This is a genomic window from Streptococcus intermedius SK54 = ATCC 27335 (assembly GCF_000413475.1).
Lineage (GTDB): Bacteria > Bacillota > Bacilli > Lactobacillales > Streptococcaceae > Streptococcus > Streptococcus intermedius.
Genome location: NZ_ATFK01000006.1, coordinates 123704 through 149695, shown reverse-complemented (window position 1 = coordinate 149695; position 25992 = coordinate 123704). Strand labels below are relative to the sequence as shown.

The window sequence follows — 25992 nt, the reverse complement described above, 5'->3', positions numbered from 1 at the left end:
TTTTCTTGATTATCTAATTATTATAGCATATTCTCATTTTTTAATAAAGTTTTTCGCAACAAATTGAAAGCATGTAACACAGCTATTTTACGTACATCCGTCCGACTGCGCCCCGCAATATTAACCTGAATAGACTGAACGTTATCTGCAGTTGCCAAGCCAATATAAACAGTTCCTGCTGGATGGCCTTCTAAACTATCTGGACCTGCTACTCCAGTCAAACTCACCGCATAGTCACTAGCAGTCAATTTCCTAGCTTGCGTAGCCATTTTCTCTGCTGTATAAGCTGAGACTACCCCATGCATTTCTAAATCTGCCAATGGAATGCCTAACATTTGACTCTTCTCCTCTATGCCATAAGTAACAAAGCCACCTCCAAAGACCTTGGATGCTCCAGAAAAATTTGCTAAAGTCGCTTGAAAAAGTCCCGCAGTCAGACTTTCAGCTGCTGTGACTGTTTTGCCTGCTTTCTTCAACAATTCAAAAGCTGTCTGTCCCAGAGAATTGTCATCTCCATAAGCATAGAAAAGGTCGGCTAATTGTTGTTTCTCAAAAGTCTGTACTGCTAAAATTTTCTTTTCCAGATGAGTAAACTTAACATCTGCTTCCTTTTGACTGCTGGCCTTGGTCGACAATCGCAACGTCACTTCTCCCGTCTTAGCATAAGGAGCAATGGTCGGATCCGTCTGAGTATCAATCAAGTTTCCTAAAAGGGTGACTAATTGACTCTCCCCAATACCAAAGAAACGCAAGACTCTCGAATACAATTTTTGGCCAGTTGCTAAAAGCGGAACCAACTCATTGTTTACCATAGGCTTTAGTTCACTAGGGGGGCCAGGCAGGACTACATAGGTCACTCCGTCTGCTTCTAACAATCCTCCGACAGCTAAGCCAGTCGCATTTGGTAAAGGAGTCGAGCCTTCTACTATCTGAGCTTGTCGCTCATTATTTGGTGTTCGAGTATAGTCCGGTCGGCTGGAGAAGAAACGATTCAATTTTTCAACAGCTACTTGATAAAAGACTAGCCTACGATTCAAAAATTTTGACAAAGTCTGCTTGGTTAAGTCGTCTTCAGTCGGACCTAAACCACCTGTCAAGATAACTAAATTACTACGATCTCTAGCTATTTCTAAAATGGATAACAGACGATCTTCATTATCTCCAACCACTGTCTGGAAATAGACATCTACTCCCAAGCTCGCTAATTTTTCAGATAAAAATTGAGCATTCGTATTGACAATCTGACCAGTCAAAATCTCAGTACCCACAGCAATAATTTCTGCTTTCATAAAACCTCCTACCTTACTATTCGGAATTGGTTTTATTTTATCACAAAAAAGATTAAAAACTTCATTTTAAGAAAATAATCTTTTATAAGCTATATCTAGCGATACATTCTGACAAAACAAAAGAATCCTTCTTCAAAAATCTCACAAACAATAAAACCGAGGAAACTAATTTGTTTTATCCTAAATATCAATATAAGTCCACTAATCACCCACTACAGTTGCCAAAGTACTGAAAAAGCCCACTAGAATTTTCTAATGGACTTTTAACCTCATCTATCCTATGGTGGAGGAATTACAATTTTTTCTTCATCAAGTAAGCGACTCCACCCAAAGTAACAAGACCTGTTAAAACAGCTAAAATAGATTCTTGGCTACCTGTAGACGGCAGAATTACCTTCTTCGGATTCTCTGGTGTACTTGGCGGTGTTTGTGGTTTCTCTGGTGTATGACTATTCGTGATATTCATACCATATACCTTCGCTGTGTAACCTTTCGGTACAGCAACTTCTTCCACTGTATAAGTGATTGCCTTACCTGCTTCATATTTGGCAAGTTTTTCAAAGCTATACTTCCAACCAGTTGCTTCACTTGCTGTTGCTAATTTGCCTGTATCTTTGCCATTCGCAAGCAATTTCACTTGAATCTCTTTTGGACGAAGACCATCTTTATCATTTTCGTCTTCCCAAGTCTTTTGACCGCTAACTGAAGTCACCTCTGGAGTGTGGCTATTGACCAAATTCATTCCATTCGCTTCAGATTGATAGCCTTTTGGTACATCTACTTCCTCAACAGAGTAAACAATTTCTTTTCCAGCTTTGTAACGATCCAAACCTTCAAAACTGTATTTCCAATCAGTTGCTTCGCTTGCTGTTGCTACTTTACCTGTATCTTTACCGTCTGCCAATAAACGAACTTTGATTTCAGTTGGACGTTTGCCATCTTGATTGTCTGAATCATTCCAAGTCTTTTGACCAGTTAATTTGATTTTTTCTGGAGTGTGCTTGTTAGTAATTGTGTATTGATTATGTCCAGACGATTTAACTTCGGATTGGTAAGATTCTACAGCAACTTCTTTCACTTCGTATTTGATTTCTTGACCATTTTCATACTTTGGTAATGGTTTTGATTCAAAGGCCCAACCTTTTTCTTCTGAAGTTTCAATTTCATCAACAACTGGACCATTTTTGCCTTTCAGAATTTGAACCTTGACCATTCTGGTCCGTTTGCCATCTTGGTTGTTGTTATCTTCCCAAATTTTCTTACCAGAAATGACAATCGTTTCTGGAGTGTGCGTATTGGTGATTTCTTGACCCTTGATAGAGGTTTCATATCCTGCTACAGCATCTTCCTTGACAGAATAGACAATTTCTTGACCTGCTTCGTATTTTGGAAGATTACTAAAGGTATGTTTCCAAACATTCCCATTCGCTGGATCCGCTTCAGCGACTTTGATATTATATTTCTCAACTTCGGTAGTCACACCACCAACTGTCTTCATCAAGTGAACTGTGATATAATCTGGTCGCTTACCATCTTGGTTATTATTATCATTCCAAGTTTTGGTCACTTGATAGTCAATCATTTTAGGGGTGTATTTGTTGGTAATATTGAAACCATTGATTTCGCTAGTATATTCCGAGACTACTTCTTCTGTCAAACTATATTTGATTTCTTTTCCATTTTTATATTTTGGAAGTTTCGTAAATACAGTAGACCATGTTCCGTCAGCTGCGGCTCTTACTTCTTTAGAATCTACTTTCTCACCATTTCCCAAGAGGTTAACAGTAATTGATTTTGGACGTTTACCGTCTTGATTATTGGCATCATCCCAGTTTTTCGTTGCTTTAATATCAATTGTTTCTGGGGTGTATTTATTCGTAACAGTAAAACCTGCCTTAGCATCTCCTGTTGTTTCAGTTGTATAACCAGATACTGTACTGACTTCTACTACTTTATAATCAATTGGAGTGCCACCTTTATCAACATCTAAGTCAGTGAACGCTCCTGTCCAGCTATTTGCCTCTGACAATTCAAGAGTTTTTCCTGTATCTTGACCATCTGCCAAGAGCTTTACAGTTATCTTGTTTGGACGTTTGCCGTCTTGATTATTGGCATCATCCCAGACTTTTTTCACTGGAATTTGTGTTTTTGCTGGCGTGTATTTGTTAGTGAAGACAAGGTCACTTGCTTTCTTAGAAATGGTTGCTTCTAGTTTAGTAGCACTCACTTTTTTAACAGTTACTTCTACTGTTTGAATTGTTGTATCATAGGTAATGCCCGGCTCAGTTCCTTGGACTTCTTCAATCGTATACTTATGTGTACCAACTTGATCTTCGTTGTAAGCCAATTCATCAAAAGCAAAATTTCCATTAGCATCATTAGTAACAGTTTGAACAATACTGCCGTCATCTTTCTTCAAAATAAAGCTATATTTTCTTGCTTCTAGCGCTTTACCTTCCAGTACTTTCTTACCTGAAATTTTGGCTTTAGTAGCTGCTGCGGGAGTGTAAGTGTTAGTAATTGTATACCCGTCTGTGGCAGTTCCTTCTACCTTAGATTGATAGCCTTCTTCAACTTTTACTTCTTTAACTGTATATTTGATGAGTTTATTATCTTTATTATACTTTTCTAAGTTGCTAAAAGTATATTCCCAGTTGTTTGCTTCGTTTAAGGTTGTTTCTGATACTTTTGTACCATCAGCCTGAAGTTCAACCTTAACCTCAGAACCTGTCTTACCAACCCATTTTTTATTTACTTTAACAGAGGTTACTGCTCTTTTGTTATTTATAGTTTTGATAACACCAGCTTTTCCAACAGTTACTTTCAATGGTGTTGGATTTAATTCATAACCAAGAGGTGCTTCAATCTCAGTAACAGTAAATTCACCCTTTTTAACATCACTTTCTGAATATATTTTGGATTGAGCAACGCCTTTATCATCTGTTGTCACAACTTCTTCTTGTGCAGTTGCTCCTGCGGGAGGAGTGATTTTGAATTTAGCTCCTGCAAGACGATTTTGAGTCTTTTCGTCAACCTTGTAAAGAGTAATACGATAACCAGTCTCCAATTGGATTGTACCACCAGATGTAACCTGAGAATTTCGAACAGCAACTGTCTCTGTATCTGTTTTATCTGTGCGAGTAGTTAGAGGCTTTTTATCACCTGACACTTCCACTTTATTAGCAATTTGTGTACCATCAGCCGGTGCCGTAGTCTTATAAGTAATTCTGTATGCCGCCGGTTTACCATTTGATGCTATTCTAGCTGAAGCATTTTTAATTTTAATTTTGAAATCAGTATAAGATTCATTCCACTCAATCGTATAATCAACATCTTTTGTCATAGTTTTTGAATCATTAAGATTATAACTTTTATCATAAAAACCTGACTCAACTTTTAATGTTTCTGGAATAAATTGTGATGGCGCATAATCGGATGAAATGCTGTCATGAACATCAATAACATCATATTTTGCTTGTCTATCATTTACACGAACAATGAATGGATGAGAATAATCACCCTTCTTTTTTAGTATCTCAGATGACCAGGAATCTTTTTCAATGATTCCTCCTACTTTAGCGAAATTAGTTGTCCCAATTTCATAACTGTAATCAGGAGCGACTGGTTTCCTCACTTTAATCTTATGACTTATACTATTTTTAGTTTCTGTACTAGGATAAGTAACGGTTGTTTCGTCCTTTTCTTCTTTCACACTAAAACCAGTAAAGAAGGTTCCTTTAATATTTTCAATCTGAGTGCCACCCTTTTTCTTAAGATATTCTTGTAAGTTTTTTAAAGTAATCGTTACCTTGCCACCCTTACCATCACCATTAGATACAACTTTTGCAGAAGCAAGAGCAACTTTTGTATCATTGTCTTTAATATCAAATGTTTCTGCTTTTACAGTCATTGGCGCTGGAATCGTAAAAGTAAAAGAGTCCCCATCATTGAGCTGACCATTATACTTACTCAAATCAAAGTCAACCATGTATTTATAGTTGGCATACTTATCATTAGTTGTCAACTCATAAACACCCTGAGCATTTGGTTGTTTCTCGTTGCCATTATCAACATCCCACATTTTTATATTGGTAATAACGTTTTGAAGTTCTTTTGCCTGAACAGTATTTGTCACAGCAAGTAAACTAAACAAAACTAGAAGTGGCATCAAAAGATAAAACCATAATTTTTTCCTATGCTTTTTCATTGCATATTTCTCCTTAATTTATATTTATATTTATATTTATATTTATATTTATATGCCTATTATAATTTAAAGCCTCAAATAAATCAAGACAATTATATACTTTCACAAACGCAAAGGACAGCTATCAAATTTACAAAAACTTCGTTTTACAACACTACAAATTGTCATTGATGTGAACTATTATATAGTTCCCTAAATCAATATGGTCTTGATAATATGTTAAAATTGTTCTTGATCGTTTTCATATCGTTCAACATATGAACAGGGCTACAAACGGCCGTACAGCCAAATCATAATACTGTAGAGAACAAATCTCACCATATAAGACTCTCAAGAACTCCGATAGCCTTATGAAATCTACCAACACTTAGTCCTTCATTTTCGAGAGAAACAGGCCAACCAGTTCTTCGGACACATCGAAAAAACGATTTCTTACTTTAATCCTATCTTTCAGACTGGATTTAAACTTTTTTGAAAGAGAAATACAAGATTATCAACGCACTTGAACTCCCTTATTCAAACGCCAAGCTAGAGGCAAGCAATAGCCTCATTAAAAAACCATCAAGTGAAGTGCTTTCAGTTTTCAGAATTTTGGCAACTTTAAAACTAGAAGCCTCATCGTTTTTAATATCAAAAAAGAGAAAATCGATTCAACTCTCTCCAAATGCTAGATTTGTATCAAACTACTACACTTGATAAAGAGCGAACATACTAAAACCTAGAAGTTTAAACTTCTAGGTTTTTCATTTATTTATAAACCCTAATGTGATGATGAAAGCAATGATATTATTACAACAATGGAGGACAATTGGATACCAGATATTCTTGTCCTTTTTCAGATACAGAAGCGAGAATAGGAAGCCTCCGGCAATATAGGAAATAGCTGTCACCCACTCTGACAAGGTCCAGCTGTGCATATGAAGGGTAGCAAATAGAGCAGTCGTTAAAACAATACCAATAAAATCAGAAAATTTCTTCAAGAGAGCCCTTAAAAAGAAGCGACGAAAGAAGAGCTCTTCAACAACTGGGCCAATAAAACAGCCGATAACCAAGATTAGAAATGGATTTTTCAAAAGCGCACCTTGAATACTGGCTTCATTCCGTCCCTGCAGCGGCAACCCTAGACTCTGTTTAATCAAAGCTGAAAGCAGATTGCAGGCAATTGTCAAGAAAAAAACAAATAACATATACAAGGAGATTGTTTTAAAAAACTCCTTCTTCTTAGGCAGAATCATAGAAAACTGCTTCTGCAATTCCTCCCGATAAGCTAAAATTCCCAAAACAAATAAAAGGAAATATACTGGATAATTCAGCCATTTTTGTCCAATAACCTCAACCCCCTACCTAGGAATAAAATGGTATATAGAGAGATAAAAATGAGCTGAAATTTTCTTGTTTTCATTGTTCTACTTCCAGTCACAATCATTTTCGTGGTCATTGATAAGTCCAGCTGCTTCTAGGAATGAATAGACACAAACGGGACCGACAAATTTGAAGCCTTGCTTTTTCAGCACCTTGGACATGGTTTCTGATAGCTCGGTCTTAGTGGGTGCTTCCTTATAGTTCAAAATTTCATTGTCAATCGTTTTAAAATCGACAAAGGACCAGATATAGTCATTAAAAGAGCCAAACTGCTTTTGAACAGCCAAAAAAGCTTGGGCATTGGCTCTGGTCGCATAGATCTTCATCTTATTACGGATAATATCCGGATTGTCCAAAAGACGATCCAGATCTGCATCCGTCATCTGAGCAATTTTCTGGACATCATAGAAATGAAAAGCTTCTCGAAAAGCCTGACGTTTATTGAGAATAGTCTCCCACGAAAGTCCCGCCTGATAGGTCTCCATGCAAAGCAATTCAAATAACTTCCAATCATCATGAAGGGGCTTGCCCCACTCCTCATCATGATAGGCCACATACAAGGGGTTGTTCATTTTTACCCAGCCACAACGTTTAGTCATATCCTCACTCCTATTTCACCAACATCTTGAGAGCTGACTTGATATAATTTTCAGCTGTATCAGTTGTGCCTTCAAAGAATTTCTTGATTTTCTTAAGTTCAGCAGCCTTGTATCCCAGAGCCAGCATGGCTTCCATGGCTTCCTCCAGCTCCTGATTATCCACAGTCTGAACGGGCGCCTTGCTTTCTGCCGGACCATCTGCAGCCACTACTTTGCCTTCTAAGTCCAGTACCATCTGTTGGGCTGTCTTCTTGCCAATCTTAGGAAACTTGGTCAGGTAGGTGATGTTTTTCTGCTCAATGGCTTGCACTAAGCCAGTATTATCATCTGCAGCAATAATAGCCAAAGCAGACACAGGACCAATACCTGAGACTGAAATCAAGCTGAGAAAGAGTTGCTTCTCCTCCTCAGTCGAAAAACCATATAGAAGCTCCGCGTCTTCTCTCACCACCTGGTGCACATAGACCTTGGCTTCCTGATGAAGATGACCTGAGTAAGCATAGGGGTTGGCCACGTGAAGTATGTACCCAATAGCATTGACTTCCAAAACAATGTATTTAGCTGTGATTTTGGTAATAATTCCTTTTAAATATTCGTACATAATCTTCCTTCTTTTTGTATCATTTTGCCTATCTAGTATATCATATTTTCTGTCTAGAAACTGCAAATAGAAGTGCAACCAGTGGTTGACAAAATGTACAGGAAGCTGTATTCTCAAGATAACTAAAAGTTGTTAGGATAGAGATAGAAAAAGAAAGGAGGCTGCGATGATGAAACTCGCTAATAAATTATTTGAACTAAGAAAAGAAAAAGGCTGGTCACAAGAAAAACTGGCTGAACAAATCAACGTCTCTCGCCAGAGCATTTCCAAGTGGGAGTCTGGCCAAGCGTTGCCCGAGCTCGAAAAAATCGTAGAACTGAGCAAGGTTTTCCAGGTGACGACAGATTATCTGCTTTTAGAAGAAGGTGACAAGCCGGAAATAAAACCCATCCTCTCAGAAGACGAAAAAGACCGCTACTACAAGGAAGTAAAATCTTATGGCTTCTGGCAGGTTTTGTATATTTTTGTATCAGCCTTAGCAATCTTTCTCTTCTTTGCAGGTTCTAGCTTTCCAGCAAAATTCACTGCCCTGGTTTGGTTGAGCTTTTTCCTCTTAATCGCATCAGCAATGGCTATTAACAAGGCGCTAAAGATTAAAGAAAAGTATCTAGATAAAGTTATAGGCCTTGATGAGGATTCTAAGCAAGAAGATGCTAAAGATGAAACTAAAAACTGACAATCCCATACCTGTCAAAGCTCGTCTGAAAGAGCTCTTTGGAGACTGGCTCTTCATCTCGGGCTACCTCATTTTTCTTTTTTTGCTAACTATGGGCTTTTACAATCTGATTCTAGGAGGCATTCCTACATTCACTGAAGCCCAGAACCAACTACTGGCTTTTTCTACCTCAGTCCTGCCCCTAACTGTTATCTTTGCTTGGTTAGACTATAGAAAAGGAAGTTTTGGCAAATGTTGGGTAGGTTTACAGCTTATTTACAAACATAAGAGCTTTGCTCATAGCGTTTTGCGCTCTGCTATTAAGTTTTTCTCTTGGCAGCTGGGGCATATGGGAGCTATCCATAGTGCTTATCAAGCAGATGCATGGCCAATTTTCTTGTCAACTTCAGCAGGAATTCTCCTCTTGAGCTTTCTGCTGATGGGACTGCTTCGCAAAGACAAACGCCATCCAGCTGATTTGCTTGCTGGAACACAAGTTCAGCTTCAAGATTAAAAAATAGCCTCAGTCAAGCAACTGAGGCTATGCTATTTTATCATTGTCAATAAAAATCAAAATCAGACTAGACAGTAAAATGCAGGTGTAACTTGAATCAGACAAGTCGAAATTAAGAATGTATGGTTTTGATTTTCGAAGAGTATTAATACTTACCCAACTCCCGTAGGCTAGTATGATTTTCCTGAATGCGGCGAAACATTTTTTCCATATCCGACTTGGTAAAGTTAACCAAGACTGGTCGACCATGTGGACAGTTATAAGGATTGTTGCATTGTGATAGTTGGAAAATTAAATCACGTGCCGAGTAGTCATCTAAGCTATGATTGGCCTTAATAGAACGTTTACAGCTCATCATAATAGCTAGCTCTGCACGATATTTCTTAATAGAGACTTCCTTGGTCAAAAGCAGCATATCACACATTTCATAGACACCTGACTCAATTTCCTCTTCTTTGAGCCAAATAGGATGTTCACGCAAAATAAATTGATTGGCTCCATATTCTTCTAGGAAAATACCCACTTCTTCCAAAAGAGACATTCGTTGTTGAAGTCGCAGCATATCGTCTGCCGGAAATTCAAAAATATAAGGCACCAAAAGCTGCTGCTGACTGTCATCTACATCTCCTATTTTGTCCCTATAATATTCATACTTGACCCGTTCTTGAGCTGCATGCTGGTCAATAATATAAAGACCACCATTTCCTTGTGCAAAGAGATAGGTGCCATGCATTTGACCGAAATATTCCAACTCTGGAAAGGTTGATATTCCTTCTCTATCTAGCTTCTCTAAAGCTCTCTCCATACTAGCTTGATCTAACTCAGGATGATCCAGTTGGTCATAAGAAGGCGCCTGCCTTTCTGCAAATTTAATAGAGACTGTTCTGGAATCAGGCATATCTGGAGCAACGGGTTGCTGAGCTAATTGGTCAGTTTTCTCAAAAGAAGGTCGATCTTCTGACACTTGTGGTTTCACAAAGAAATCGGTTCTTCCTTGGTCGTAATAAAGTCGGTTCTCCTTTAGTGGTAAGCTAGTCTGTTCAGGCATACTTACTCGATTAATAGTTGATTTAGCTAAATTCTCCAAAGCATCTGGAATCAAATCATACTCTTTTAGACTCGCAGCAATCGCTTGTGAAATCAAGACCATAAGCTCTCGCTCTTTTGAGATCCGTACTTCTTGCTTAGTGGGATGAACATTGACATCAGCAAGGTAAGGATCAATCTGAATAGCAATCACTGCAATCGGAAAACGCCCCACCATGAGCTTACTACCATAGCCATCAAGGATAGCTCGATTGAGCAAGAAATTCTTAATATAGCGACCATTGATGAGAATCGTGATATAATTACGATTAGCTCGTGTTAGTTCTGGCAGGCTAATATAGCCTGATACTTCAAAATCCAGATTAGAAGCTGAAATCTCAATCATTTTTTTTGCCGTTGTCAGTCCATAAACACCAGCAATCGCTTGGCGTAGATTCCCTGTTCCTACTGTTTGTGTCATTTTTTTACCGTCATTTATTAGAGTAAAAGCAATCTCCGGATGGGCTAAACTCAAACGATTCATCACGTCTACAATATGAGATAATTCGGCTTGCTGACTTTTCATATATTTCAAGCGAGCAGGTGTATTGAAAAAGAGATTTTCGACTTTGATTTTTGTTCCGACAGTGCTGCTCGTTGGTTCTACACACTCAATTTCACCACCTCGGGCTACCAAGAGAGTACCATATTGATCTGTCTCTGTTGCAGTTTCAATCGTCAAACATGAAACGGAAGCGATAGATGGAAGTGCCTCACCGCGAAAACCCAACGTCCGAATTCGAAAAAGGTCGGCTTGTTTCTTAATCTTACTCGTCGCATGCCGACGCAAAGCTAAGGGAACTTCCTCGTGCTCAATCCCTTCGCCATTATCAATGACTTGAATACTCTTGAGACCTGCTTCTTCAATCTCAACTATAATCTGAGTGGCACCAGCATCAATGGAGTTTTCTATCAACTCCTTGACCACGCTGCTAGGTCGCTCGATGACCTCACCTGCTGCAATCTGATTGGCAAGTTTTTCTGGTAATTCTATAATTTTTGACATAGTTTTAATTTTTACCCTTTCTAAACGTTGATATAACGGGCTTTTGGTTAAGTTCGTACTTAATAAAATTCAAATTTGTTCACCTTTTTGTGGACCTATAGGCTGTTTATGGCTTTTTCGTAATATGAAACAGCCTCTTTTTCTTTGTCCTTGGACAAATGGCTATATACATCCAGAGTTATAGCAATATTAGAATGTCCTAACCTATATTGTAATTCTTTATAGCTGATACCAGCGTTAAGCAATAAACTAGCGTGAGTATGGCGGAAAGCATGGAAGGTAAACCGTGGTATTCCAGCTTCTTTGCACCGAGTATTTAAAGCATTTTGCCTAATTGCTAAATCAAAATATTCTCTTGTAGGGGTAGCAAATACAACAGACGGAACACGCGCGCCCGCTTCCAGAAATAGCTGCCTTTGCCTGACTTGATAAAGCCGTAATAAGTTTATTGTTTTTCGGTCAATGCTTATTGTTCTATTTCCTGATTTTGTTTTTGTAGTGCTAATTAGCTTCAGGCCCTTGTTAAAAGTCTTGTTGATGGTTATTGTACCATTTTTTAGGTCTACATCTGCCCATTCCAAAGCGCAGGCTTCTCCTATCCTGATTCCCGTGGATAACAGAACATGATACAGGACATACTCAAAATACAAACCATAACGCCTATGCTGCCGTTTTTCTATGTTATCAAGAAAGGCCTTTAGGTCTTCTGGTTCTATAAACTTAACCTTAGCGTTTTCTTTCGGCCTTTGACGTGGCAATATAATCTCCCTAGCAGGGTTGCTACTTGCCACTCCTAACAATATCCCATATTGGAATATTTTTTGAATAATCGATCGGACAGCTTTATAATTCATGTAGTGAAGTGATAAGTCATTGATTAAAACTTGAATGTCACTGACTGATATTTTAGATAATTTCATATCTCCCAAAATAGGGAGAATGTGACAATTGAGCCTTGAAACGGTGCCACTATAAGTTTGAGGTTTGACAGTCAGCCTATAACTTTCTAGCCATAAATTAGCCAAGTCGCGAAACATTTTTGTTGCAACTACTTTCTTAACTGTTGATCCATTGGCTTTAAAGTCAAGCTGTGCATGCTTTGCTTTACTCTTAACCTCTTTTTTTGTTCTCCCGGTTACACTAGTCTTGACCTTCTTACCCGTTATCTGATCAATGCCTAGGTAAACACTAGCACGGTACACAGTCTCACCGTTTTTCTTTTTGATTTCTGTTATTTTCATGATGATAAACCTCTCCATCAGCAGGCAAGCTATTATTAAAAAGGTTTTAGATTGAATCAGGTTTAAATCATGCTAGGAGTTATGAGAACCCTTCTATTTTCAATTTTAATGAGTTGGATGGTCAAAGTACCAGAAAAGAAAACACGCGCTTAAACGGGCTTATATTGCGTTTTAACGCACGAATATTATTTTTCTGGCAAAAAGCGGCTGAAAAAACAGTTTATTTTAGGTACAAAAAAGGTAGCCTCCGAAAAGAACTACCGCAATTAATGTTCTAAGTATACACTTCTCGGATATATTTGTCAATTAAAAGTTTATTTTTTTTGAACAAATGTTTTTAAAGCATCTATCTTCTGTTGCAAATCACTCCCAAAAATCATAGTCATATTGGTCGGCTTTATTTTATTGCTATATTCTTGTATCAGACGTTCATAGTTTATTAAAAATGCTTTTATCTCAGTATTAGTGAAATGTAATTTTGTAAGATAAAAAACAAGCAAAGAAATATAATCCGTAATGGTAGTAAAGGTGATATTTGATAATCCAGTATATTTTTCAAGAAAAATTAAAGGTCCTTTTTTGGTTTTTGTAGATTGAAAGCGACAATCGAATACGACACTATTATGCGCTACAGCATTTCGTAGTTCCTTGATAATAAAAATGTGTTTAGCAAGTATTTCTTTCTTTGTATCTAAGCTGAGATCATATATATCTAGAGATTTTAGCAAGTACTCTCTATTGTCATTGTTTAATCTTGAAACAATAGCCCCTAAATCTCCTAGTGTTATATGCTCGAAAATAGCCCAAATTGGAATAGGTTTATTTTTGTGCAGGTAGTGTTTTAGTATGACACTATTTCTATACATATCCGAGATGCGTGCTTCCAATCTACTTTTCAATTGAAGGTGGTTCTCCATTTCAGTGACATAACTCTTCGAACTTTGTGGGAAGTCGTTATAATGATTAAGTTTATTTTTAAAAATAAAACTTAGATCTATTTGATTATTGTTAACAATTGTTTCAAGAGTATAATTACTGATTGCTGTTTCAAACTTCATTACTTCTGGATATAATAAAGCCTTTAACTTGCTATCTAAATCATATATATCCTTTATTTCATTAAAATCTTGTATATTAAGTGGCCGTGATTGTTCTTTTACAAACTTATACGCTTTATAGCCATGATAGTATCCGATATTACGCAATTTTCTCTTCTGAGCACTGCCTGATATGGTTATTTTATGTTTATCTCTTATGTGACGCATGAGAGAGTCAATAGATTTCCCCTTTTTAGCATTTTTTCGAGAGTTTGAATGGAGTTGAGTAACTTTGCTAGTGCCCCCTAAGTTTATATTTGATGTACTCGCCATGACTACTCCTTAATGATACTGATGTATTGATAATATGTATCAAGACTCTGATTATTTTCATCATTGAAAGAGAAATAAAAAACGTAATCCCCCTCTTCTTCTATGACAATGTTGAAATCAAAATTTCCCTGAGTTTTACCTAATTCCCCCATTTTATAAGTAAGATGGCGTGCCGGGATATTAACTCTCGTTGTGTAAGCTGGTATAGCATCTAGATTTTTCTTTATTAAGTTTACTATCAGAGTGTAGTCACGATCACTATGTATGTTAAAAAAATCCACTTCTACGTATAGTTGTAGATTAGCAGGCAAGAAATCAATAGTATTAGCCGTCTGCAAAAGAGAGTCTGAACCTTGATGCGCAATTCTTACAGTAGCGATTTTTTCTTGAAATAAATTCTCTTTTAATTTGTATGACACCATAAAATCCTCCCAAAACTCACCAGCGAATTTCAGATACTTAGCTTGTATCATGACTTCGTCGGTGGTTGTTTTAATTTATTTTTATAACAAAAGCAGTCCAGCATTAAAACTGGCTCATTCTCTTTTTTTCAGCATCTAGTGACTGCTGCAATAAGTCAGCCAAATTTTGGATATTTTGAGCAGCTAGAAACTCCATGTATTGGGCTCTATCGTCCTTGCTAATAATAACCGGAGCACTTAGATACCTCATAGCTAAGTACATCAGGACAAGGCGGCCAGTTCGTCCGTTACCATCACTAAAGGGGTGAATACGTTCAAACTGAATATGAGTATCAGCTAGTATTTCTATTATCTCGCGCTCGCTCTTTGACATATCCAACCTGTAGACAGTGTTATCTACCCATTGGGTCATCAAAAAAGGTGTTTCTTCCGGTGAAGCCGTCTTAAACTCAGCCCCTATAATGGCATTTTGAACAGTTTTGAATTGCCCTCTATCATGCTGCAGGCGGTCTGTCAATAGCGCGTGGAAGTCTTGCACTAGCCCCAGAGTTAAAGGGGCATTATTAGCTAAGCTATCCAGCAGCAAAGAAAAAACTTGTTTATGGTTTTCTATCTCGTAAAATTCTCTAATACTCTTATGTTTACCAGGTAAGGTACTTTCTAAGATGATACTGACTGTTTCAGGAAGAGATATAGTGTTTCCCTCAATCCCGCTGGAATGGTAGGCCATGCGGACTAGAATATCATCCAGGTATTCTTGTTTATAGGTCATGCGGTTTCCTTTCTGTGTTATCAAGTTTGTGCAAAATCTGCAAGAATTAAAATAAATAGACTTGTCCAACAGTTGGATAAGCTATAATGGTCCAAATGTCGAAACGTTACGACATTTAGGAACTACTGCCCTACATCTAATCGTCGCTCTTCTAAATCGTTCAACGTTGAACGATTTTAAAAAAGAGAATTGCCAAATATTGCAACGTTGCAATATTTAACAAATGGTTTTTGATATGCGACAACATCGTCGCTTTTTGAATTTCCCAACGTTGGGAAATTTAGTAGTCGTTGATGACTTGCTGAGCTCCGAGCGAACGCCGAGAAAATACACTATCAAAATTTAAGCCCCATACTAATGGAGATTCTCAGTTGTTCCCATTTTGGAAATACTGATTTTTATGCTATAATAATGAAAAAGTCAGGAGGAGGAAGCATGGTTAAAGTTCGTAAGGTTCCTGTGATAGTAGATGCTATTCGAATTGATACAGAAATGTATATTGACACTTTGGAAGGAGTCATGAAGGCTTCTCCGGGAGATTGGATTGTCACAGGCGTAGATGGTGAAAAATACCCTGTCAAACCAGATATTTTTGAGAAAACTTATGAAATTATTTGAGGTTAGATCTTTAAGGTCTAACCTTTATTTTTTTGACAATATCAGACGACCTTTTATCAAAAGCTTGATCAATGTATCTATTTGGATTCTTTTTAAAATCATCCCATTTAACTAATATACAATACCGATCTTCTTCGCTCCATACATGTTTGTCATTGTCAAGAGGGAGATAAAAATTATAACTAAACTCTTTAACAGTAGTATCTTCATTAATTTTGACTACATCATGATTTTTATAACAAGTAAAACATGCCTGCTCTCCTCTATAAATACGATCATACATCGAAGGTAGAACTACTCCTAAAATTCCACTTCTTTTACCTGCTGAAGTATTTGATAGTGAGGCCTGTAATTCTCTTTTGATGTAATTTTGATTTTGCATAAAACTGTTCTCAGCACTTTTGGAGCCGATTAAATGAATAGTGACTGTCGAATCTTTTAGATAGTCTTCTCTTATTCTTCTCATTATATAGTCTTCGTCTTGAGAATCTATTGGTTCGTTTAGAGATTTGTCAATCATATCCACGTCTAAATTTTCCTGTATGTATTTTTTGAACTCCATGTCATGAGTTTTAAAAGATATAAAACATCTATGCGCGCTCATTGTTTTTCCTTTCGTTGAATAGTGTCCGTTTGCAAGTTAGCCCAATTTATATTTTCGCTAGAGATAATAGTTTCACAACGTTCAACAAGTAAGGCGAAACTATCTTTTTCGTTTTTATAAACCCCCGTACCTGTTAAAAACATATATTTTTCATGTTTTAAAGATTCGGTTGTTCTACGATAATCAATCCAATTATCATGATGCTTTGATATAGATATAAAGCTTTCACAAAGCAACATTGAACCAGCAAATACAGCAGACCAAAGTTCAAATTTTATTGGCTTGCAAATTGCTAATAGAGGAATTAAGAAGCCCATCAGCACTTCTGTATATTTTAAAATTTTAAACCATTTTTGATGGTGTTGACTTTTTGTGTCATACCAATCAATTTGATTATCCAGTCTAGATTTTAGATATTCAGCAGGTTCCATCTACTTCCCTTTCTATAGATACTGAAGTTAAGAGGTTAGTCATCTTCTCTTATTCTTCTAGATTTTTCCTTAATGTTAGAAATGATATCAGAAGCCCATTCACCAGTTTCAAGGTACTTTTTGATTTTATATGCATAACTGTTTAAAAATGCTATCTGGATTTCTAAATCCATTAATTCTGTCCCAGTAGAGCCTTCTAAATAAACTGATAATCCATCCGCTGTTTGTTCAAAATAATCTTGCAAGTCCTCAAGACTTTCCAAAGGTTTAGATGTGTTTTTTTGGAACAAATAGATATTAGCGATATCTTCTATACCAAAATTTAAGAAGAAAGCTTTGTCAACAACTGCTTGAGTTCTTTGTAAGGCTGGTTTATCAATAGAGGCACCATTAAAAAATTTTTTTAAAAGTTCTTCTACAGCTTCCCAGTTATAATGACTCCCTCCAGCCTCACCATATAATAACTGACTCACTGTCATACCACCAATTCTTGCTATTTTTAGCAAGTTTTCTTTATTAGGCAGATTGCGCCCTTTTTCCCAATTATTAACAGTTCCTTTACTAGTATTAAATACTTTGCCAAATTCCTCCATTGTCTCACCTTGATCTAACCTGATACTCTTAATTCGGTTTCCAACTTCAATATTATTAACTTCCATTTTTTCACCTCATTTTAAATTATAACTATTTTTTATTATTAAGTAAAGAAAAGTATTGACTTTTTAAAAAAAGATAGTTATAATCGAAGTATGCAAAAGTAAAGGGGGTGGATACATGAATAAAATCCGAGGATATAGAAATATGTTGAGCTTAACTCAAAAAGAGCTAGGAGAAAAATTAGGAATGACAAAGCAGACATACCATAACAAAGAAGTCGGTCGTTACTCATTCACTGATTCTGAAAAAATGGCTTTTAAAAAGTTGTTGCTCCCATTATTTCCCAATATTACCATTGAAGATATATTTTTTTAAAACAAAAGTATGCAAAAGTAAAGATGAAAGACAGGAAACTAATGAACCTAGTATACATGGACGGCAAGAAAGAGCCGTATACATTGAGCAGTATCGTTGCGGAATGTGCAGAGGTACAACATCACACAATTACACGGACAATCAGAAAGAACCTTGAACGCTTTGAACGGTTCGGAAAGGTTGGATTTAAAATCCAAGCTTCAGAGAGTGGACAAAGATTATATTCTGAACGAGCAACAGGCAACCTTGCTGATTACGTTCTTAAAGAATACCGAGCAAGTGGCTAACTTCAAAGAAAACCTAGTCAAAGCATTCTTTGAAATGCGGGACGAGCTAACTCAGTTTAAGCTTCAGTGTGCTCTAGAAAAGCCAAAGCGCAAGACTTTGCACGACAGCATAGAAAGCTGGAAAGAAGCTCCGAAGCATCCGCATAGCACCATCACAAATCTTTTGCTAAAAGGCACTAGCGGCATGAATAAAAAACAACTGGTGGCAGCGCGTGGTGGTGCTACTGGCATTGACAGTCTAACCAGTGAGGAACTGGTTAAATATCAAGCCTTAGAAGATATGGTTATCGCTATAATTAACCTAGGCATGAGCTATCAGGATATCAGAACCATGGTATTCAGACCAAAAGAAAGGAGTTGACCTATAATGCTGATGATTGAAATTGACGAGCAAGAAGACTTGAAAACAATTAAAGCAGAACTCAGCAAGCTGCAAGCTATGGATAATCTAGCAGATATCGTAAAAGGCCTTGAACGTGTTAAGCAGTTTACTGAGCTGGTCATTTAAAAAGCGCACCAACAAGGCGCGTGATAAAAAATTATTCTAGAATCAATTTTAAGGTCTGTAGCTCCGAAGAATACCGGGATTCTGACAACTGGAAATATTTTCTTGATAAATTATAGGGTTAGACGTTTTAGATGCCAAAAAACAATATGACAACCGTAGAACAAAGGAGAAAAACCGATATGGCATATTTACCAGAAGAACGTGAAACAGTAATTCATTTTGATGAGTTGGATAAAACTTGGACATTTGAAACGAGTGTCCGCAGACACATAACCGCAATCGAAAAACGGCTTCACCTCTACGAAATTCTCGCAGAGGAATTTGATGAACGAGGCAAACGAATTTATATTCGCGCCAAAATGAAACATGGAACAGTCAGTCCGTTTGCTAAACCACCAAGAAAGAAACTGCTTTAAAATCAATTTTAAGGTTCAGGAGAGTACCAAGAAAGCAGTTCTGAGTTCTTAAACCACATCACGGGTATAATTATACCCCCGACAAAAACAAGTCTCAAAAAACGCTGTAGAAAGGAGCATACAGAAGAAAAAATAAAAAAGGCTTTGAGAGCGACCAAACTATCAAGCCTTTCAACCACTGACTAAAACACAATAAATAAACAAGCAGGCAAGCTGTTATTAAAAGGGTTTTAGTAAAGATTTATAACTAGATTATAGCATATCTAAGACATTTTGACCATACGGAGGGCGCTACCCCTTAAAACTAGTGAATTATTTAAAATTACACGAGGTAAAACATCATGAAAAAACAAGAACAAATTTCTACAGCGCTAACAGCAGACCAATTTAAAGAGCAAGGTGAACGCATTACTAATGTTATGACTGGCATAGACACGATAAAAGGATATACCAAAACCTTTATGTTGACTATGCACAGCAAACCGGATCAGGTTATTCTATTGAGCTACTTAAACGATTATCTAGGTCAAGTATATGAGCAGATGGGAGTAATGTATAAAGAGCTAGATAGTGTAGCTTATCATCTACTAGAATGTGACAACCCTGAAGAATTAAAAAACCTACAGCATATCAACTAATAATGATGTAGGTTATGGACACAGAAACATAATTACAAACAAACGAGGTAACTATTATGACATCAACAAAGAAAACACAAGCACAACCGGTTTTATTATCTGCTAGCAATCTGAAAGAGTTAGGCAGTGAGCTAACTGACATCATGAACATTTTATCAATGAACAATCTAGCTCTAGAGGGGCTTGAATTTGCACAAGATAAAGATACAGCAGTTGCCCTATGGCAGGCTAAAAAATATAACGAAGTGGCATACACCCAAAATGAAAAGCTAATAAATAAGCTGGATAAAATTGCCTTTCAGCTACTAAACAGTGATAACGCTGAAGAATTGGAGGGACTGGATAAATGAGCGAGCTACTAGGTGCACTCCTAACCCTGCTACTCTTCTTTCTAGCTGGCATATGTGCAGAGCTGTTTAAAATCTGGGCTATTGCTTACAAACGCCGGGGATATGTTACTAAACGGCAGCTAAGAAAGATTGAAAAATGGCTTGAAGTTATGGAGACTAGGGTATGACAAACAAAAATAACAGCTTTGACCTTGCAAATGAAAGAGCAAAGAACTTTGGTGTTTGGCTTGAAGAGGCTTACCAAACTATGCTAGATTTCTCCCTAGAAAATAAATTTGATTGCTACAATGCCGAGGAACAAAAGCAATTAGAACAAGTTTTAGAGACTTTGATGGATTTTTGTGATATGTGGGAGAAAGGCCAGATTATCCTAGTCAGCGAAGAAAGAGAGATGAGCAAATGACACAAACTACATTACCAGAAAACTATAAGCATGTGCTGAAACTTATAAAAGTAGGCGCTGAAAACCCAACTACAGGATCGGAGATAGGGCTTATTTTGAAGCTAGATGAACGAACGGTACAAAGTATTATCAGTCGCTTAATCACGAGCTACGGCGTTCCTATTATCGGTATCAGACACGGCTTTAATCGAGGTTATTTTATACCTGCGGATAAGTCAGAACTGCTAGACGGTGCAAAGGCTTTTTACAACCAAGTACAGAAAGAACAAAAGCGTCTAAGTGTACTGTTAAATGCCGACCTTGTAAGTTATAAGGAGTTGTTAGATTATGGCGTTACTAAGCAATGAAACAGAAACAAGCCTAAAAATGGAACTGCTGGAAACAGTCGACAAATACCTTAAGACACGGGATAAGGCGCTACCTCATATCACAGGACTTATGACAGCCCAGCAGGTTATGACTGAGTTAGACATAAAATATAAGACCCTGCAGCGCTGGGAAAAGGCAGGGCTAAGACGATATCAGCCACCACTAGAGGACACTCGAAAAGTGTTTTACAGGGTGAGTGATATATTGCTATTTTTAGGAGTAAACAATGAAAGGTGGTAAAAATGAATACTAGAAAAATGAACACACGCATTACAATCTTTGAGAAAATCGGAGAGCAAAACGAAGACGGAGAAGTCATTGACGGCATCCGTAAAGATGTTTATAGCTGCTGGGCAGAAGTGTCCAAAACTTCTATCAAAGATTTTAAAGCAGCTAACAAAGCATATACGAATGGTCAGAATTCTTTGGAATCAGTTCAGGATATAAAAGTATTCCTTATCCGTTATATTCCTAATGTTCCATTTGATAACTCTATGTACCTTGAATTTAATGGATTTGAATATCACATTGTAGAAATAGAAATTGATTATGCCAGTAAAGAAATCATCATGATTAAGGCCGTTAGGATTTCATGATAGGGAAGAAAGACAGAAAGGAATTGATAGAATGGCAAAAACTAAAATCTATTTTTGGCTGAAAGTTGATAAAAAGTTTTTTGATAATATTTTTATAAAACGGCTTAAAAACATGCCTGGTGGCTATACTATGACGGTTATTTATATCCGTTTAATGCTGGAAAGTTTGGAAAGTGATTGTATATTGTACTACGAGGGATACTTTAACGAGTTAACCGAAGAACTAGCCTTAAAATTAGATGTTTCCGAAGACGATATACAAATGACTATGGCCTATTTTACAAAATGCGGTCTAATCCAAATAGACGGGGATAAAAACGCTGAATTACTTCAAGCTAAAGCTATGATACAGCAAGAAACTGATCAAGCTGCTTACATGCGAGAATATCGCAAAAATAAACGTTTAAAAATAGGCGAATCTTACAACGTAAGAAATAAACCTAACAACGTTGAAAAGTGTAAGACAGAGATAGAGATAGAGAAAGAGATAGAGAAAGAGATAGAGTTAGAAGAAGAAGCAGAGATAGAGAAAAAAGATTCTTCTGCTCCTGCTGCTGAAATCTCTAGCTATTACCAACAGCGTATAGGGGTTATGGACGGACAACAATATCAAATCTTAATCGAATATCTCGCTCTTGACGGTATGGAGCTAGAAGTTATCAAGACTGCCATAGACAAGGCTGCAGATAATAGCAAGCGATCTTTTAGCTATATCAATTCAATACTCAAGAACTGGAGACAGAACGGTATTAAGACAATGGTACAAGTGGAGGATGAGCAGAAACAGTTTCAGCAAAAGAAACAGGGTAGGTCTGATGACGATATTCAAGACCCGTTTATCTACTGACAGAGAGGAGAAACAATGGAATTACTGAATACAGAGCAGCTCAATGAAAAAATAAAGGTCACTGATGAGCTTTGCCTAACTCATCAGATTAACCTGGTACAATTCAAAAAGCCAGATGGTTATACATCACCCTACTGTATGGAATGTACTAGGGAGAACATTAAACAAACGGAGCTAGAGGGCGTAGAAAAAGCCCTGGGGCACAATTTGGACTATTCAACCTATGATGTGCTAGCGCGTGAAAGTACAGTCTCAAATGAGCTGGAAAAAGCCACTTTTAGCACGTTCAAAACAACCACCAAAGAGGAACACGAGGCCAAAGAATTTGCTATCAAGCAAGCTAACCAATATCTAAACGGTATGACGGGAAACACGCTAATTATGGGCAAACCAGGCACTGGAAAAAGTCATTTGTGCTACTCTATGGCTAAAACCATCAACGAGGGCTACAAGGCTAAAAGTGAACCTAAGAGCGTCCTTTTTGTCAGTATTGCTGAAATTATCACGCGCATTCAGTCAGGTTGGCAATATAAACAAAGTGATTTTACAGAGTATGACGCCCTGAAATTGCTGACTGAGGTTGATTATCTCTTTATTGATGATCTGGGCACAGAAAGCATTATGAACAGCCGGAAAGATGAAGCGAACAACTGGATACAGACTTTTCTTTTTAAGGTTTTTGACAAGCGGGAAACAACTATCATTAACACTAATCACAACGGAAAAGAGTTGGCTAGAATCTATAATGACAAGCTAATCAGTCGGATTGGGAAGCAGTCAGAGGGGAATGTGTTCACTATGACAGACATAACAGATAAACGAATGAAGCGGAATTTTTAACCAGAGAAAGTGAGGAAGCTATGACAGAGCCAAGTATACTTTGAACAGGCAGATCACGTACTGGAAGAACTCAATCGTAAACATAGTGACTTCATGGCCGATACAACACCGATAGAACTTGTAGATATGCCTAAACTGATTGAACTAGGCTAGAAGCTCTAGACAGAAGACACCAGCATAAACGCCTATGAGTTATACAAACATCCTGAAGCGCGTGTAAAATTATTCGCCCAAATCGCAGAAGCCTACTTCTTGCTGATTGCAGATAGTGCGCCGATACCAGTACAGTCAACACAAGCGTAGCGGATTCATTTTTGCGAGTACCTAGAAAGGAAATTTTAAAACATCATCAAGAAATTAATTGCAGGTACAGACAAGCAAGCTTTAGAGTCCTTACTTGAAGCCTTGCAGCTGCCAAAGGAAAAACAAAAACAGTTTATCCATGATGTGGTAGTAAGTGGTTTACTCAATGAATAATACAACAAAGAGGCTAACGCCTCTTTTAGTTTTGACTTTATAGCTCATATAGGCGCGTGATTAAACAAAGAGAAATCACGCAATCAGCTACAGAGCTTTGAACTATTACCGCTTCTATGGTTGATTATCAGCATTTGGATTTAACGCTTTATTGTAGTATCATGAAAGAGCAAAAAAGCCGAGCACATACCCGACCCTTAGTTATAAATTACACAACACTATTATAACATAAAAGAGAGTAAGAGGCAACAACATGACACCAGAGCAAGTAAAAGTAAAGCTAGAAAGTATTAAGTGGCTGAATACAGAGATGGAGAGTTTACAGTTAGAACTGCAGTATCTGGATCAAGGTTTATTCAAAAAATCAACTCTGACACAAACCAAAGTCCAGACTAGCAGAACAAACAATACAGAGAATGAACTCGTCTATGTTTTGAAGTTGAAAGAAGATATACAAAAACGACTTGCTAGTCTTATCGAGGAACATTTAGAAACCTGTAGGATAATTGATAAGCTAAGTGATCCGCTTGAACGATCCGTATTAAGAATGTTCTATGTTAATCGCTTAGATATATGGGATATAGAGGATAAGGTAGGAAAAACAAAAACCACACTATACAGAATAAGGAAAAAAGGAATTGAAAGTATCGCTAAAATTATGAGTGAAGAAAATTTGTGAAGATAAAGAATACTTAACTACTGATTGACCAATTAGCTATTGGCACCTAGAATATCATACAAAGTTTTTACGTTCGGAAAATACCCCGCCAAATTTTGAACGGGGCTATGTTTGTTCGTGATTAAAGGACGCTGCCCTTTTCTGTGCAAAAAATTCCCTTTTTGAAGTTTTAAAGCTTAAACACCCCCCGCCCCACCTTTTGTGCAAGGAGAGCCGCGGTAAGGTGTCTTCTTACGTCGCGCGCCAATTTTTCAGATTTTTAAGGGGTGTCACGGAGCCAGAGTTAGGAGGTGAGTTCGCTTGGTTAAAAATCCTTATTATCGGCAGAACAAAGGGCGTTTACCCAGCGACCCGCCGAACTACTTGGGAAAGGTAGCTAGCGAGGTTTGGCGCAAAATCGTTCCTGTTTTAGCGCGTGATATTGTGATATAATAAATCTATCAGCAATACTTTGACAACCAAAAAAGCACCTTGTAGGATGCTAGTTCTTGCCTGCTGAACTCATTGAATTTTGACCTATTTTTTAGGTCTTTTTTGTTCACCTTTTTGTGGACTTTTTAAGATTATCCAGCCCTATTTAATACTATATAAATTTATAAAAAATCAGTAATAGCAAAGGATTAAGGCTATAAAGGCACTATAAAACAATCATAAACTTAATACTATAATTTTTGACATAGTTTTCTCCGTAATAATTCTAGCTACCATTATAACATAAAGTCATTTGTCTATCAGAAGTCTAGTATGAAAATAGTTAGAATACCTGCTCCTTCGCAAAGTAACCGAATAGACAGACAAAGCAACCAATTAGGCAAAATCTCTTGTATTCCCCTTTAAAATAATGTTTAATAGATTTAGAAATATGGGAAAACAAGCAACAAACTAGGAAGACAACATAATCTGGAAAGAAGGGATGTTTATGAAAGTTCAAATGCATATTGACGAAAAATTTTCAGAAGAAAAAATCATTATTGAAGCACCTGTTTTGTCGGATTCCGTTCAACAACTACTAACATTTGCTCAACATATCGGTAAAAATAAAACCATTCGAGCAAAAAAAGAGGAGGAAATTTACCTACTAAATAGCACGGAGATACAACGCGTCTATACTGAAAATCGGCAAGTTTGGGCCGAAACAGCAACAGACACTTATCTCTTAGGGCTTCCACTTTATCAAGTTTTGGAATTGCTTCCCACTGATTTTCTACAGATTTCCCAATCTGAAATCATTAACATCAAACATATCGATCATCTGAAATTGACTGGTAGTGGTCTGATTCAGATTGTAATGAAAAACGGTCAGATAACTTATTCATCTCGCCGTTATCTCAAAGTCATAAAGGAGAAATTACAGCTATGAAAAAAACATTATTCAGAGATGCTCTAGGAGGTACTGTAATCGGGCTACTCCTATCCACCATCTATTCTTACTTTTTTGCTCCTGTCTATCATCCACTTAATCCTTATTCAGCAGTTGGTCTTTGGATGGAACAGCACCATATTCATGAAGCTTTAGTTGTGCTCTATTGCGCAGTGATCTGGAGCTTTATTGGCTTGCTCTTTAGCCTAGGAAAAGAGCTTTTCAAAAAAGATTGGAGCATCCTCAAAGCAACTATCTGCCATTATGGTCTTATGATTCTAGGATTCATTCCTCTAGCTCTTCTAGCTGGCTGGTTCCCTAGCAAACTCATTTTTATCTTACAGCTGATTTTAGAATTTACTGTTGTATATCTCATCCTGTGGGCAATCTTGTTTTATCTAACCAAAAAGAAAATTGAACAAATCAACAATGGATTGAAGAAACAGAATCAATAGTAAAGAAACAACCACCAA

General features: G+C 37.2%; 32 protein-coding genes and 2 pseudogenes. 21 read left to right on the top strand and 13 right to left on the bottom strand.

Going from position 1 to position 25992, the window contains the following annotated elements; translation table 11 throughout:
• Positions 1 to 20: 20 nt before the first annotated feature.
• Together HMPREF1654_RS08615 and HMPREF1654_RS08610 are read right to left on the bottom strand one after the other, a co-directional pair.
• Positions 21 to 1289, bottom strand: coding sequence for a competence/damage-inducible protein A (locus HMPREF1654_RS08615; protein WP_003077272.1), 1269 nt, complete (start codon positions 1287 to 1289; stop codon positions 21 to 23).
• A gap of 292 nt (positions 1290 to 1581) precedes the next feature.
• A complete protein-coding gene (locus tag HMPREF1654_RS08610) occupies positions 1582 to 5496 on the bottom strand; it encodes a Cna B-type domain-containing protein (protein ID WP_003077296.1) in 3915 nt (1304 codons plus the stop codon).
• A gap of 349 nt (positions 5497 to 5845) precedes the next feature.
• Here HMPREF1654_RS08610 and HMPREF1654_RS10260 point away from each other — a divergent pair.
• Positions 5846 to 6167, top strand: a pseudogene (locus tag HMPREF1654_RS10260) (transposase); the annotation flags it as partial.
• 72 nt (positions 6168 to 6239) lie between these two features.
• On the opposite strand, the pseudogene HMPREF1654_RS08605 reads toward HMPREF1654_RS10260, so the two are convergent.
• The 3 genes and pseudogenes from HMPREF1654_RS08605 to ruvA all read right to left on the bottom strand — a co-directional run bounded on the left by HMPREF1654_RS08605 (position 6240) and on the right by ruvA (position 8058).
• Positions 6240 to 6898, bottom strand: a pseudogene (locus tag HMPREF1654_RS08605) (CPBP family intramembrane glutamic endopeptidase).
• A gap of 4 nt (positions 6899 to 6902) precedes the next feature.
• Positions 6903 to 7457 carry a DNA-3-methyladenine glycosylase I gene (locus tag HMPREF1654_RS08600; RefSeq protein WP_003077403.1) on the bottom strand — a complete coding sequence of 185 codons (555 nt, stop codon included), beginning with the start codon at positions 7455 to 7457 and terminating at the stop codon, positions 6903 to 6905.
• A 10-nt stretch (positions 7458 to 7467) separates the two neighbouring features.
• Positions 7468 to 8058: a Holliday junction branch migration protein RuvA gene (gene ruvA, locus HMPREF1654_RS08595; RefSeq protein ID WP_003077156.1), complete on the bottom strand. Its 591-nt coding sequence runs from the start codon at positions 8056 to 8058 to the stop codon at positions 7468 to 7470.
• Between the two features lie 169 nt (positions 8059 to 8227).
• Here ruvA and HMPREF1654_RS08590 point away from each other — a divergent pair, with 169 nt between their 5' ends.
• Positions 8228 to 8734 (top strand): helix-turn-helix domain-containing protein, encoded by a 507-nt coding sequence (locus HMPREF1654_RS08590; protein WP_037589496.1) that lies wholly within the window; start codon positions 8228 to 8230, stop codon positions 8732 to 8734.
• Positions 8718 to 9227: an RDD family protein gene (locus tag HMPREF1654_RS08585; protein ID WP_003077229.1), complete on the top strand. Its 510-nt coding sequence runs from the start codon at positions 8718 to 8720 to the stop codon at positions 9225 to 9227. Before HMPREF1654_RS08590 ends, HMPREF1654_RS08585 begins: the two co-directional genes overlap by 17 nt.
• A gap of 145 nt (positions 9228 to 9372) precedes the next feature.
• Here HMPREF1654_RS08585 and mutL read toward each other — a convergent pair whose 3' ends face one another.
• From mutL to HMPREF1654_RS08560, 5 genes are all read right to left on the bottom strand, one after another.
• Positions 9373 to 11319: a DNA mismatch repair endonuclease MutL gene (gene mutL, locus HMPREF1654_RS08580; RefSeq protein ID WP_003077366.1), complete on the bottom strand. Its 1947-nt coding sequence runs from the start codon at positions 11317 to 11319 to the stop codon at positions 9373 to 9375.
• A 95-nt stretch (positions 11320 to 11414) separates the two neighbouring features.
• Positions 11415 to 12560: a tyrosine-type recombinase/integrase gene (locus HMPREF1654_RS08575; protein WP_003077372.1), complete on the bottom strand. Its 1146-nt coding sequence runs from the start codon at positions 12558 to 12560 to the stop codon at positions 11415 to 11417.
• A 314-nt stretch (positions 12561 to 12874) separates the two neighbouring features.
• Entirely contained in the window at positions 12875 to 13930 is a 1056-nt protein-coding gene (locus HMPREF1654_RS08570; RefSeq protein WP_003077221.1) for an Abi family protein, read from the bottom strand.
• Positions 13931 to 13932: 2 nt separating this feature from the next.
• Positions 13933 to 14352 (bottom strand): hypothetical protein, encoded by a 420-nt coding sequence (locus HMPREF1654_RS08565; RefSeq protein WP_003077216.1) that lies wholly within the window; start codon positions 14350 to 14352, stop codon positions 13933 to 13935.
• Positions 14353 to 14455: 103 nt separating this feature from the next.
• Positions 14456 to 15124, bottom strand: a complete 669-nt coding sequence (locus HMPREF1654_RS08560; RefSeq protein ID WP_003077300.1) for a Fic family protein — start codon at positions 15122 to 15124, stop codon at positions 14456 to 14458.
• Between the two features lie 435 nt (positions 15125 to 15559).
• Between HMPREF1654_RS08560 and HMPREF1654_RS08555 the strand changes: the two genes are divergently transcribed.
• On the top strand, positions 15560 to 15742 hold the full coding sequence (locus HMPREF1654_RS08555) for a hypothetical protein (protein ID WP_003077353.1): 183 nt from the start codon (positions 15560 to 15562) through the stop codon (positions 15740 to 15742).
• Between the two features lie 10 nt (positions 15743 to 15752).
• On the opposite strand, the gene HMPREF1654_RS08550 is transcribed toward HMPREF1654_RS08555, so the two are convergent.
• The 3 genes from HMPREF1654_RS08550 to HMPREF1654_RS08540 are packed head-to-tail and all read right to left on the bottom strand — an operon-like array spanning position 15753 to position 17436.
• Positions 15753 to 16346, bottom strand: coding sequence for a TIR domain-containing protein (locus tag HMPREF1654_RS08550; protein ID WP_003077162.1), 594 nt, complete (start codon positions 16344 to 16346; stop codon positions 15753 to 15755).
• Entirely contained in the window at positions 16343 to 16777 is a 435-nt protein-coding gene (locus HMPREF1654_RS08545; protein WP_003077314.1) for a DUF4231 domain-containing protein, read from the bottom strand. The genes HMPREF1654_RS08550 and HMPREF1654_RS08545 overlap by 4 nt, the downstream gene beginning before the upstream one ends.
• A gap of 35 nt (positions 16778 to 16812) precedes the next feature.
• Positions 16813 to 17436 carry a helix-turn-helix domain-containing protein gene (locus HMPREF1654_RS08540; protein ID WP_003077308.1) on the bottom strand — a complete coding sequence of 208 codons (624 nt, stop codon included), beginning with the start codon at positions 17434 to 17436 and terminating at the stop codon, positions 16813 to 16815.
• Positions 17437 to 17551: 115 nt separating this feature from the next.
• Here HMPREF1654_RS08540 and HMPREF1654_RS08535 point away from each other — a divergent pair, with 115 nt between their 5' ends.
• The 17 genes from HMPREF1654_RS08535 to HMPREF1654_RS08470 all read left to right on the top strand — a co-directional run bounded on the left by HMPREF1654_RS08535 (position 17552) and on the right by HMPREF1654_RS08470 (position 25974).
• Positions 17552 to 17749, top strand: a complete 198-nt coding sequence (locus HMPREF1654_RS08535) for a helix-turn-helix transcriptional regulator (protein WP_016670427.1) — start codon at positions 17552 to 17554, stop codon at positions 17747 to 17749.
• Between the two features lie 41 nt (positions 17750 to 17790).
• Positions 17791 to 18036 carry a Rha family transcriptional regulator gene (locus HMPREF1654_RS10340; protein WP_003077268.1) on the top strand — a complete coding sequence of 82 codons (246 nt, stop codon included), beginning with the start codon at positions 17791 to 17793 and terminating at the stop codon, positions 18034 to 18036.
• Complete coding sequence (locus HMPREF1654_RS08530) at positions 17930 to 18397, top strand: Rha family transcriptional regulator (protein WP_080568625.1); 468 nt, start codon at positions 17930 to 17932, stop codon at positions 18395 to 18397. Before HMPREF1654_RS10340 ends, HMPREF1654_RS08530 begins: the two co-directional genes overlap by 107 nt.
• Positions 18398 to 18403: 6 nt before the next feature.
• Positions 18404 to 18544, top strand: a complete 141-nt coding sequence (locus HMPREF1654_RS10075; RefSeq protein WP_003077227.1) for a hypothetical protein — start codon at positions 18404 to 18406, stop codon at positions 18542 to 18544.
• A gap of 179 nt (positions 18545 to 18723) precedes the next feature.
• A complete protein-coding gene (locus tag HMPREF1654_RS08525; protein WP_003077369.1) occupies positions 18724 to 18960 on the top strand; it encodes a hypothetical protein in 237 nt (78 codons plus the stop codon).
• Positions 18961 to 19301: 341 nt separating this feature from the next.
• Positions 19302 to 19598 (top strand): hypothetical protein, encoded by a 297-nt coding sequence (locus HMPREF1654_RS08520; RefSeq protein WP_003077254.1) that lies wholly within the window; start codon positions 19302 to 19304, stop codon positions 19596 to 19598.
• A 56-nt stretch (positions 19599 to 19654) separates the two neighbouring features.
• Positions 19655 to 19948 (top strand): hypothetical protein, encoded by a 294-nt coding sequence (locus HMPREF1654_RS08515; protein ID WP_003077129.1) that lies wholly within the window; start codon positions 19655 to 19657, stop codon positions 19946 to 19948.
• Positions 19945 to 20115, top strand: a complete 171-nt coding sequence (locus tag HMPREF1654_RS10070) for a hypothetical protein (protein ID WP_016670426.1) — start codon at positions 19945 to 19947, stop codon at positions 20113 to 20115. The genes HMPREF1654_RS08515 and HMPREF1654_RS10070 overlap by 4 nt, the downstream gene beginning before the upstream one ends.
• The gene (locus HMPREF1654_RS08510) at positions 20112 to 20351 is read left to right on the top strand and encodes a hypothetical protein (protein WP_003077256.1); all 240 of its coding nucleotides are present in this window, start codon (positions 20112 to 20114) and stop codon (positions 20349 to 20351) included. Before HMPREF1654_RS10070 ends, HMPREF1654_RS08510 begins: the two co-directional genes overlap by 4 nt.
• Positions 20348 to 20698 (top strand): hypothetical protein, encoded by a 351-nt coding sequence (locus HMPREF1654_RS08505; RefSeq protein ID WP_003077150.1) that lies wholly within the window; start codon positions 20348 to 20350, stop codon positions 20696 to 20698. The genes HMPREF1654_RS08510 and HMPREF1654_RS08505 overlap by 4 nt, the downstream gene beginning before the upstream one ends.
• Positions 20679 to 20960 (top strand): hypothetical protein, encoded by a 282-nt coding sequence (locus tag HMPREF1654_RS08500; protein WP_016670425.1) that lies wholly within the window; start codon positions 20679 to 20681, stop codon positions 20958 to 20960. Before HMPREF1654_RS08505 ends, HMPREF1654_RS08500 begins: the two co-directional genes overlap by 20 nt.
• A gap of 2 nt (positions 20961 to 20962) precedes the next feature.
• On the top strand, positions 20963 to 21316 hold the full coding sequence (locus HMPREF1654_RS08495; RefSeq protein WP_003077331.1) for a phage head completion protein: 354 nt from the start codon (positions 20963 to 20965) through the stop codon (positions 21314 to 21316).
• A 31-nt stretch (positions 21317 to 21347) separates the two neighbouring features.
• Positions 21348 to 22163, top strand: coding sequence for a DnaD domain protein (locus HMPREF1654_RS08490; RefSeq protein ID WP_003077212.1), 816 nt, complete (start codon positions 21348 to 21350; stop codon positions 22161 to 22163).
• Positions 22164 to 22178: 15 nt separating this feature from the next.
• Positions 22179 to 23003: an ATP-binding protein gene (locus tag HMPREF1654_RS08485; protein WP_003077200.1), complete on the top strand. Its 825-nt coding sequence runs from the start codon at positions 22179 to 22181 to the stop codon at positions 23001 to 23003.
• A gap of 730 nt (positions 23004 to 23733) precedes the next feature.
• Positions 23734 to 24159, top strand: coding sequence for a DUF1492 domain-containing protein (locus HMPREF1654_RS08480; RefSeq protein WP_003077305.1), 426 nt, complete (start codon positions 23734 to 23736; stop codon positions 24157 to 24159).
• Between the two features lie 919 nt (positions 24160 to 25078).
• Positions 25079 to 25519: a LytTR family DNA-binding domain-containing protein gene (locus HMPREF1654_RS08475; protein ID WP_014829834.1), complete on the top strand. Its 441-nt coding sequence runs from the start codon at positions 25079 to 25081 to the stop codon at positions 25517 to 25519.
• Positions 25516 to 25974, top strand: a complete 459-nt coding sequence (locus HMPREF1654_RS08470; protein ID WP_003075329.1) for a DUF3021 domain-containing protein — start codon at positions 25516 to 25518, stop codon at positions 25972 to 25974. Before HMPREF1654_RS08475 ends, HMPREF1654_RS08470 begins: the two co-directional genes overlap by 4 nt.
• Positions 25975 to 25992 lie beyond the last annotated feature (18 nt).

Coding starts and splice junctions, on each gene's coding strand:
- HMPREF1654_RS08615 (WP_003077272.1), bottom strand. CDS start 1,289: ATGAAAGCAGAAATTATTGCTGTGGGTACTGAGATTTTGACTGGTCAG.
- HMPREF1654_RS08610 (WP_003077296.1), bottom strand. CDS start 5,496: ATGAAAAAGCATAGGAAAAAATTATGGTTTTATCTTTTGATGCCACTT.
- HMPREF1654_RS08600 (WP_003077403.1), bottom strand. CDS start 7,457: ATGACTAAACGTTGTGGCTGGGTAAAAATGAACAACCCCTTGTATGTG.
- ruvA (WP_003077156.1), bottom strand. CDS start 8,058: ATGTACGAATATTTAAAAGGAATTATTACCAAAATCACAGCTAAATAC.
- HMPREF1654_RS08590 (WP_037589496.1), top strand. CDS start 8,228: ATGAAACTCGCTAATAAATTATTTGAACTAAGAAAAGAAAAAGGCTGG.
- HMPREF1654_RS08585 (WP_003077229.1), top strand. CDS start 8,718: ATGAAACTAAAAACTGACAATCCCATACCTGTCAAAGCTCGTCTGAAA.
- mutL (WP_003077366.1), bottom strand. CDS start 11,319: ATGTCAAAAATTATAGAATTACCAGAAAAACTTGCCAATCAGATTGCA.
- HMPREF1654_RS08575 (WP_003077372.1), bottom strand. CDS start 12,560: ATGAAAATAACAGAAATCAAAAAGAAAAACGGTGAGACTGTGTACCGT.
- HMPREF1654_RS08570 (WP_003077221.1), bottom strand. CDS start 13,930: ATGGCGAGTACATCAAATATAAACTTAGGGGGCACTAGCAAAGTTACT.
- HMPREF1654_RS08565 (WP_003077216.1), bottom strand. CDS start 14,352: ATGGTGTCATACAAATTAAAAGAGAATTTATTTCAAGAAAAAATCGCT.
- HMPREF1654_RS08560 (WP_003077300.1), bottom strand. CDS start 15,124: ATGACCTATAAACAAGAATACCTGGATGATATTCTAGTCCGCATGGCC.
- HMPREF1654_RS08555 (WP_003077353.1), top strand. CDS start 15,560: ATGGTTAAAGTTCGTAAGGTTCCTGTGATAGTAGATGCTATTCGAATT.
- HMPREF1654_RS08550 (WP_003077162.1), bottom strand. CDS start 16,346: ATGAGCGCGCATAGATGTTTTATATCTTTTAAAACTCATGACATGGAG.
- HMPREF1654_RS08545 (WP_003077314.1), bottom strand. CDS start 16,777: ATGGAACCTGCTGAATATCTAAAATCTAGACTGGATAATCAAATTGAT.
- HMPREF1654_RS08540 (WP_003077308.1), bottom strand. CDS start 17,436: ATGGAAGTTAATAATATTGAAGTTGGAAACCGAATTAAGAGTATCAGG.
- HMPREF1654_RS08535 (WP_016670427.1), top strand. CDS start 17,552: ATGAATAAAATCCGAGGATATAGAAATATGTTGAGCTTAACTCAAAAA.
- HMPREF1654_RS10340 (WP_003077268.1), top strand. CDS start 17,791: ATGAACCTAGTATACATGGACGGCAAGAAAGAGCCGTATACATTGAGC.
- HMPREF1654_RS10075 (WP_003077227.1), top strand. CDS start 18,404: ATGCTGATGATTGAAATTGACGAGCAAGAAGACTTGAAAACAATTAAA.
- HMPREF1654_RS08525 (WP_003077369.1), top strand. CDS start 18,724: ATGGCATATTTACCAGAAGAACGTGAAACAGTAATTCATTTTGATGAG.
- HMPREF1654_RS08520 (WP_003077254.1), top strand. CDS start 19,302: ATGAAAAAACAAGAACAAATTTCTACAGCGCTAACAGCAGACCAATTT.
- HMPREF1654_RS08515 (WP_003077129.1), top strand. CDS start 19,655: ATGACATCAACAAAGAAAACACAAGCACAACCGGTTTTATTATCTGCT.
- HMPREF1654_RS10070 (WP_016670426.1), top strand. CDS start 19,945: ATGAGCGAGCTACTAGGTGCACTCCTAACCCTGCTACTCTTCTTTCTA.
- HMPREF1654_RS08510 (WP_003077256.1), top strand. CDS start 20,112: ATGACAAACAAAAATAACAGCTTTGACCTTGCAAATGAAAGAGCAAAG.
- HMPREF1654_RS08505 (WP_003077150.1), top strand. CDS start 20,348: ATGACACAAACTACATTACCAGAAAACTATAAGCATGTGCTGAAACTT.
- HMPREF1654_RS08500 (WP_016670425.1), top strand. CDS start 20,679: ATGGCGTTACTAAGCAATGAAACAGAAACAAGCCTAAAAATGGAACTG.
- HMPREF1654_RS08495 (WP_003077331.1), top strand. CDS start 20,963: ATGAATACTAGAAAAATGAACACACGCATTACAATCTTTGAGAAAATC.
- HMPREF1654_RS08490 (WP_003077212.1), top strand. CDS start 21,348: ATGGCAAAAACTAAAATCTATTTTTGGCTGAAAGTTGATAAAAAGTTT.
- HMPREF1654_RS08485 (WP_003077200.1), top strand. CDS start 22,179: ATGGAATTACTGAATACAGAGCAGCTCAATGAAAAAATAAAGGTCACT.
- HMPREF1654_RS08480 (WP_003077305.1), top strand. CDS start 23,734: ATGACACCAGAGCAAGTAAAAGTAAAGCTAGAAAGTATTAAGTGGCTG.
- HMPREF1654_RS08475 (WP_014829834.1), top strand. CDS start 25,079: ATGAAAGTTCAAATGCATATTGACGAAAAATTTTCAGAAGAAAAAATC.
- HMPREF1654_RS08470 (WP_003075329.1), top strand. CDS start 25,516: ATGAAAAAAACATTATTCAGAGATGCTCTAGGAGGTACTGTAATCGGG.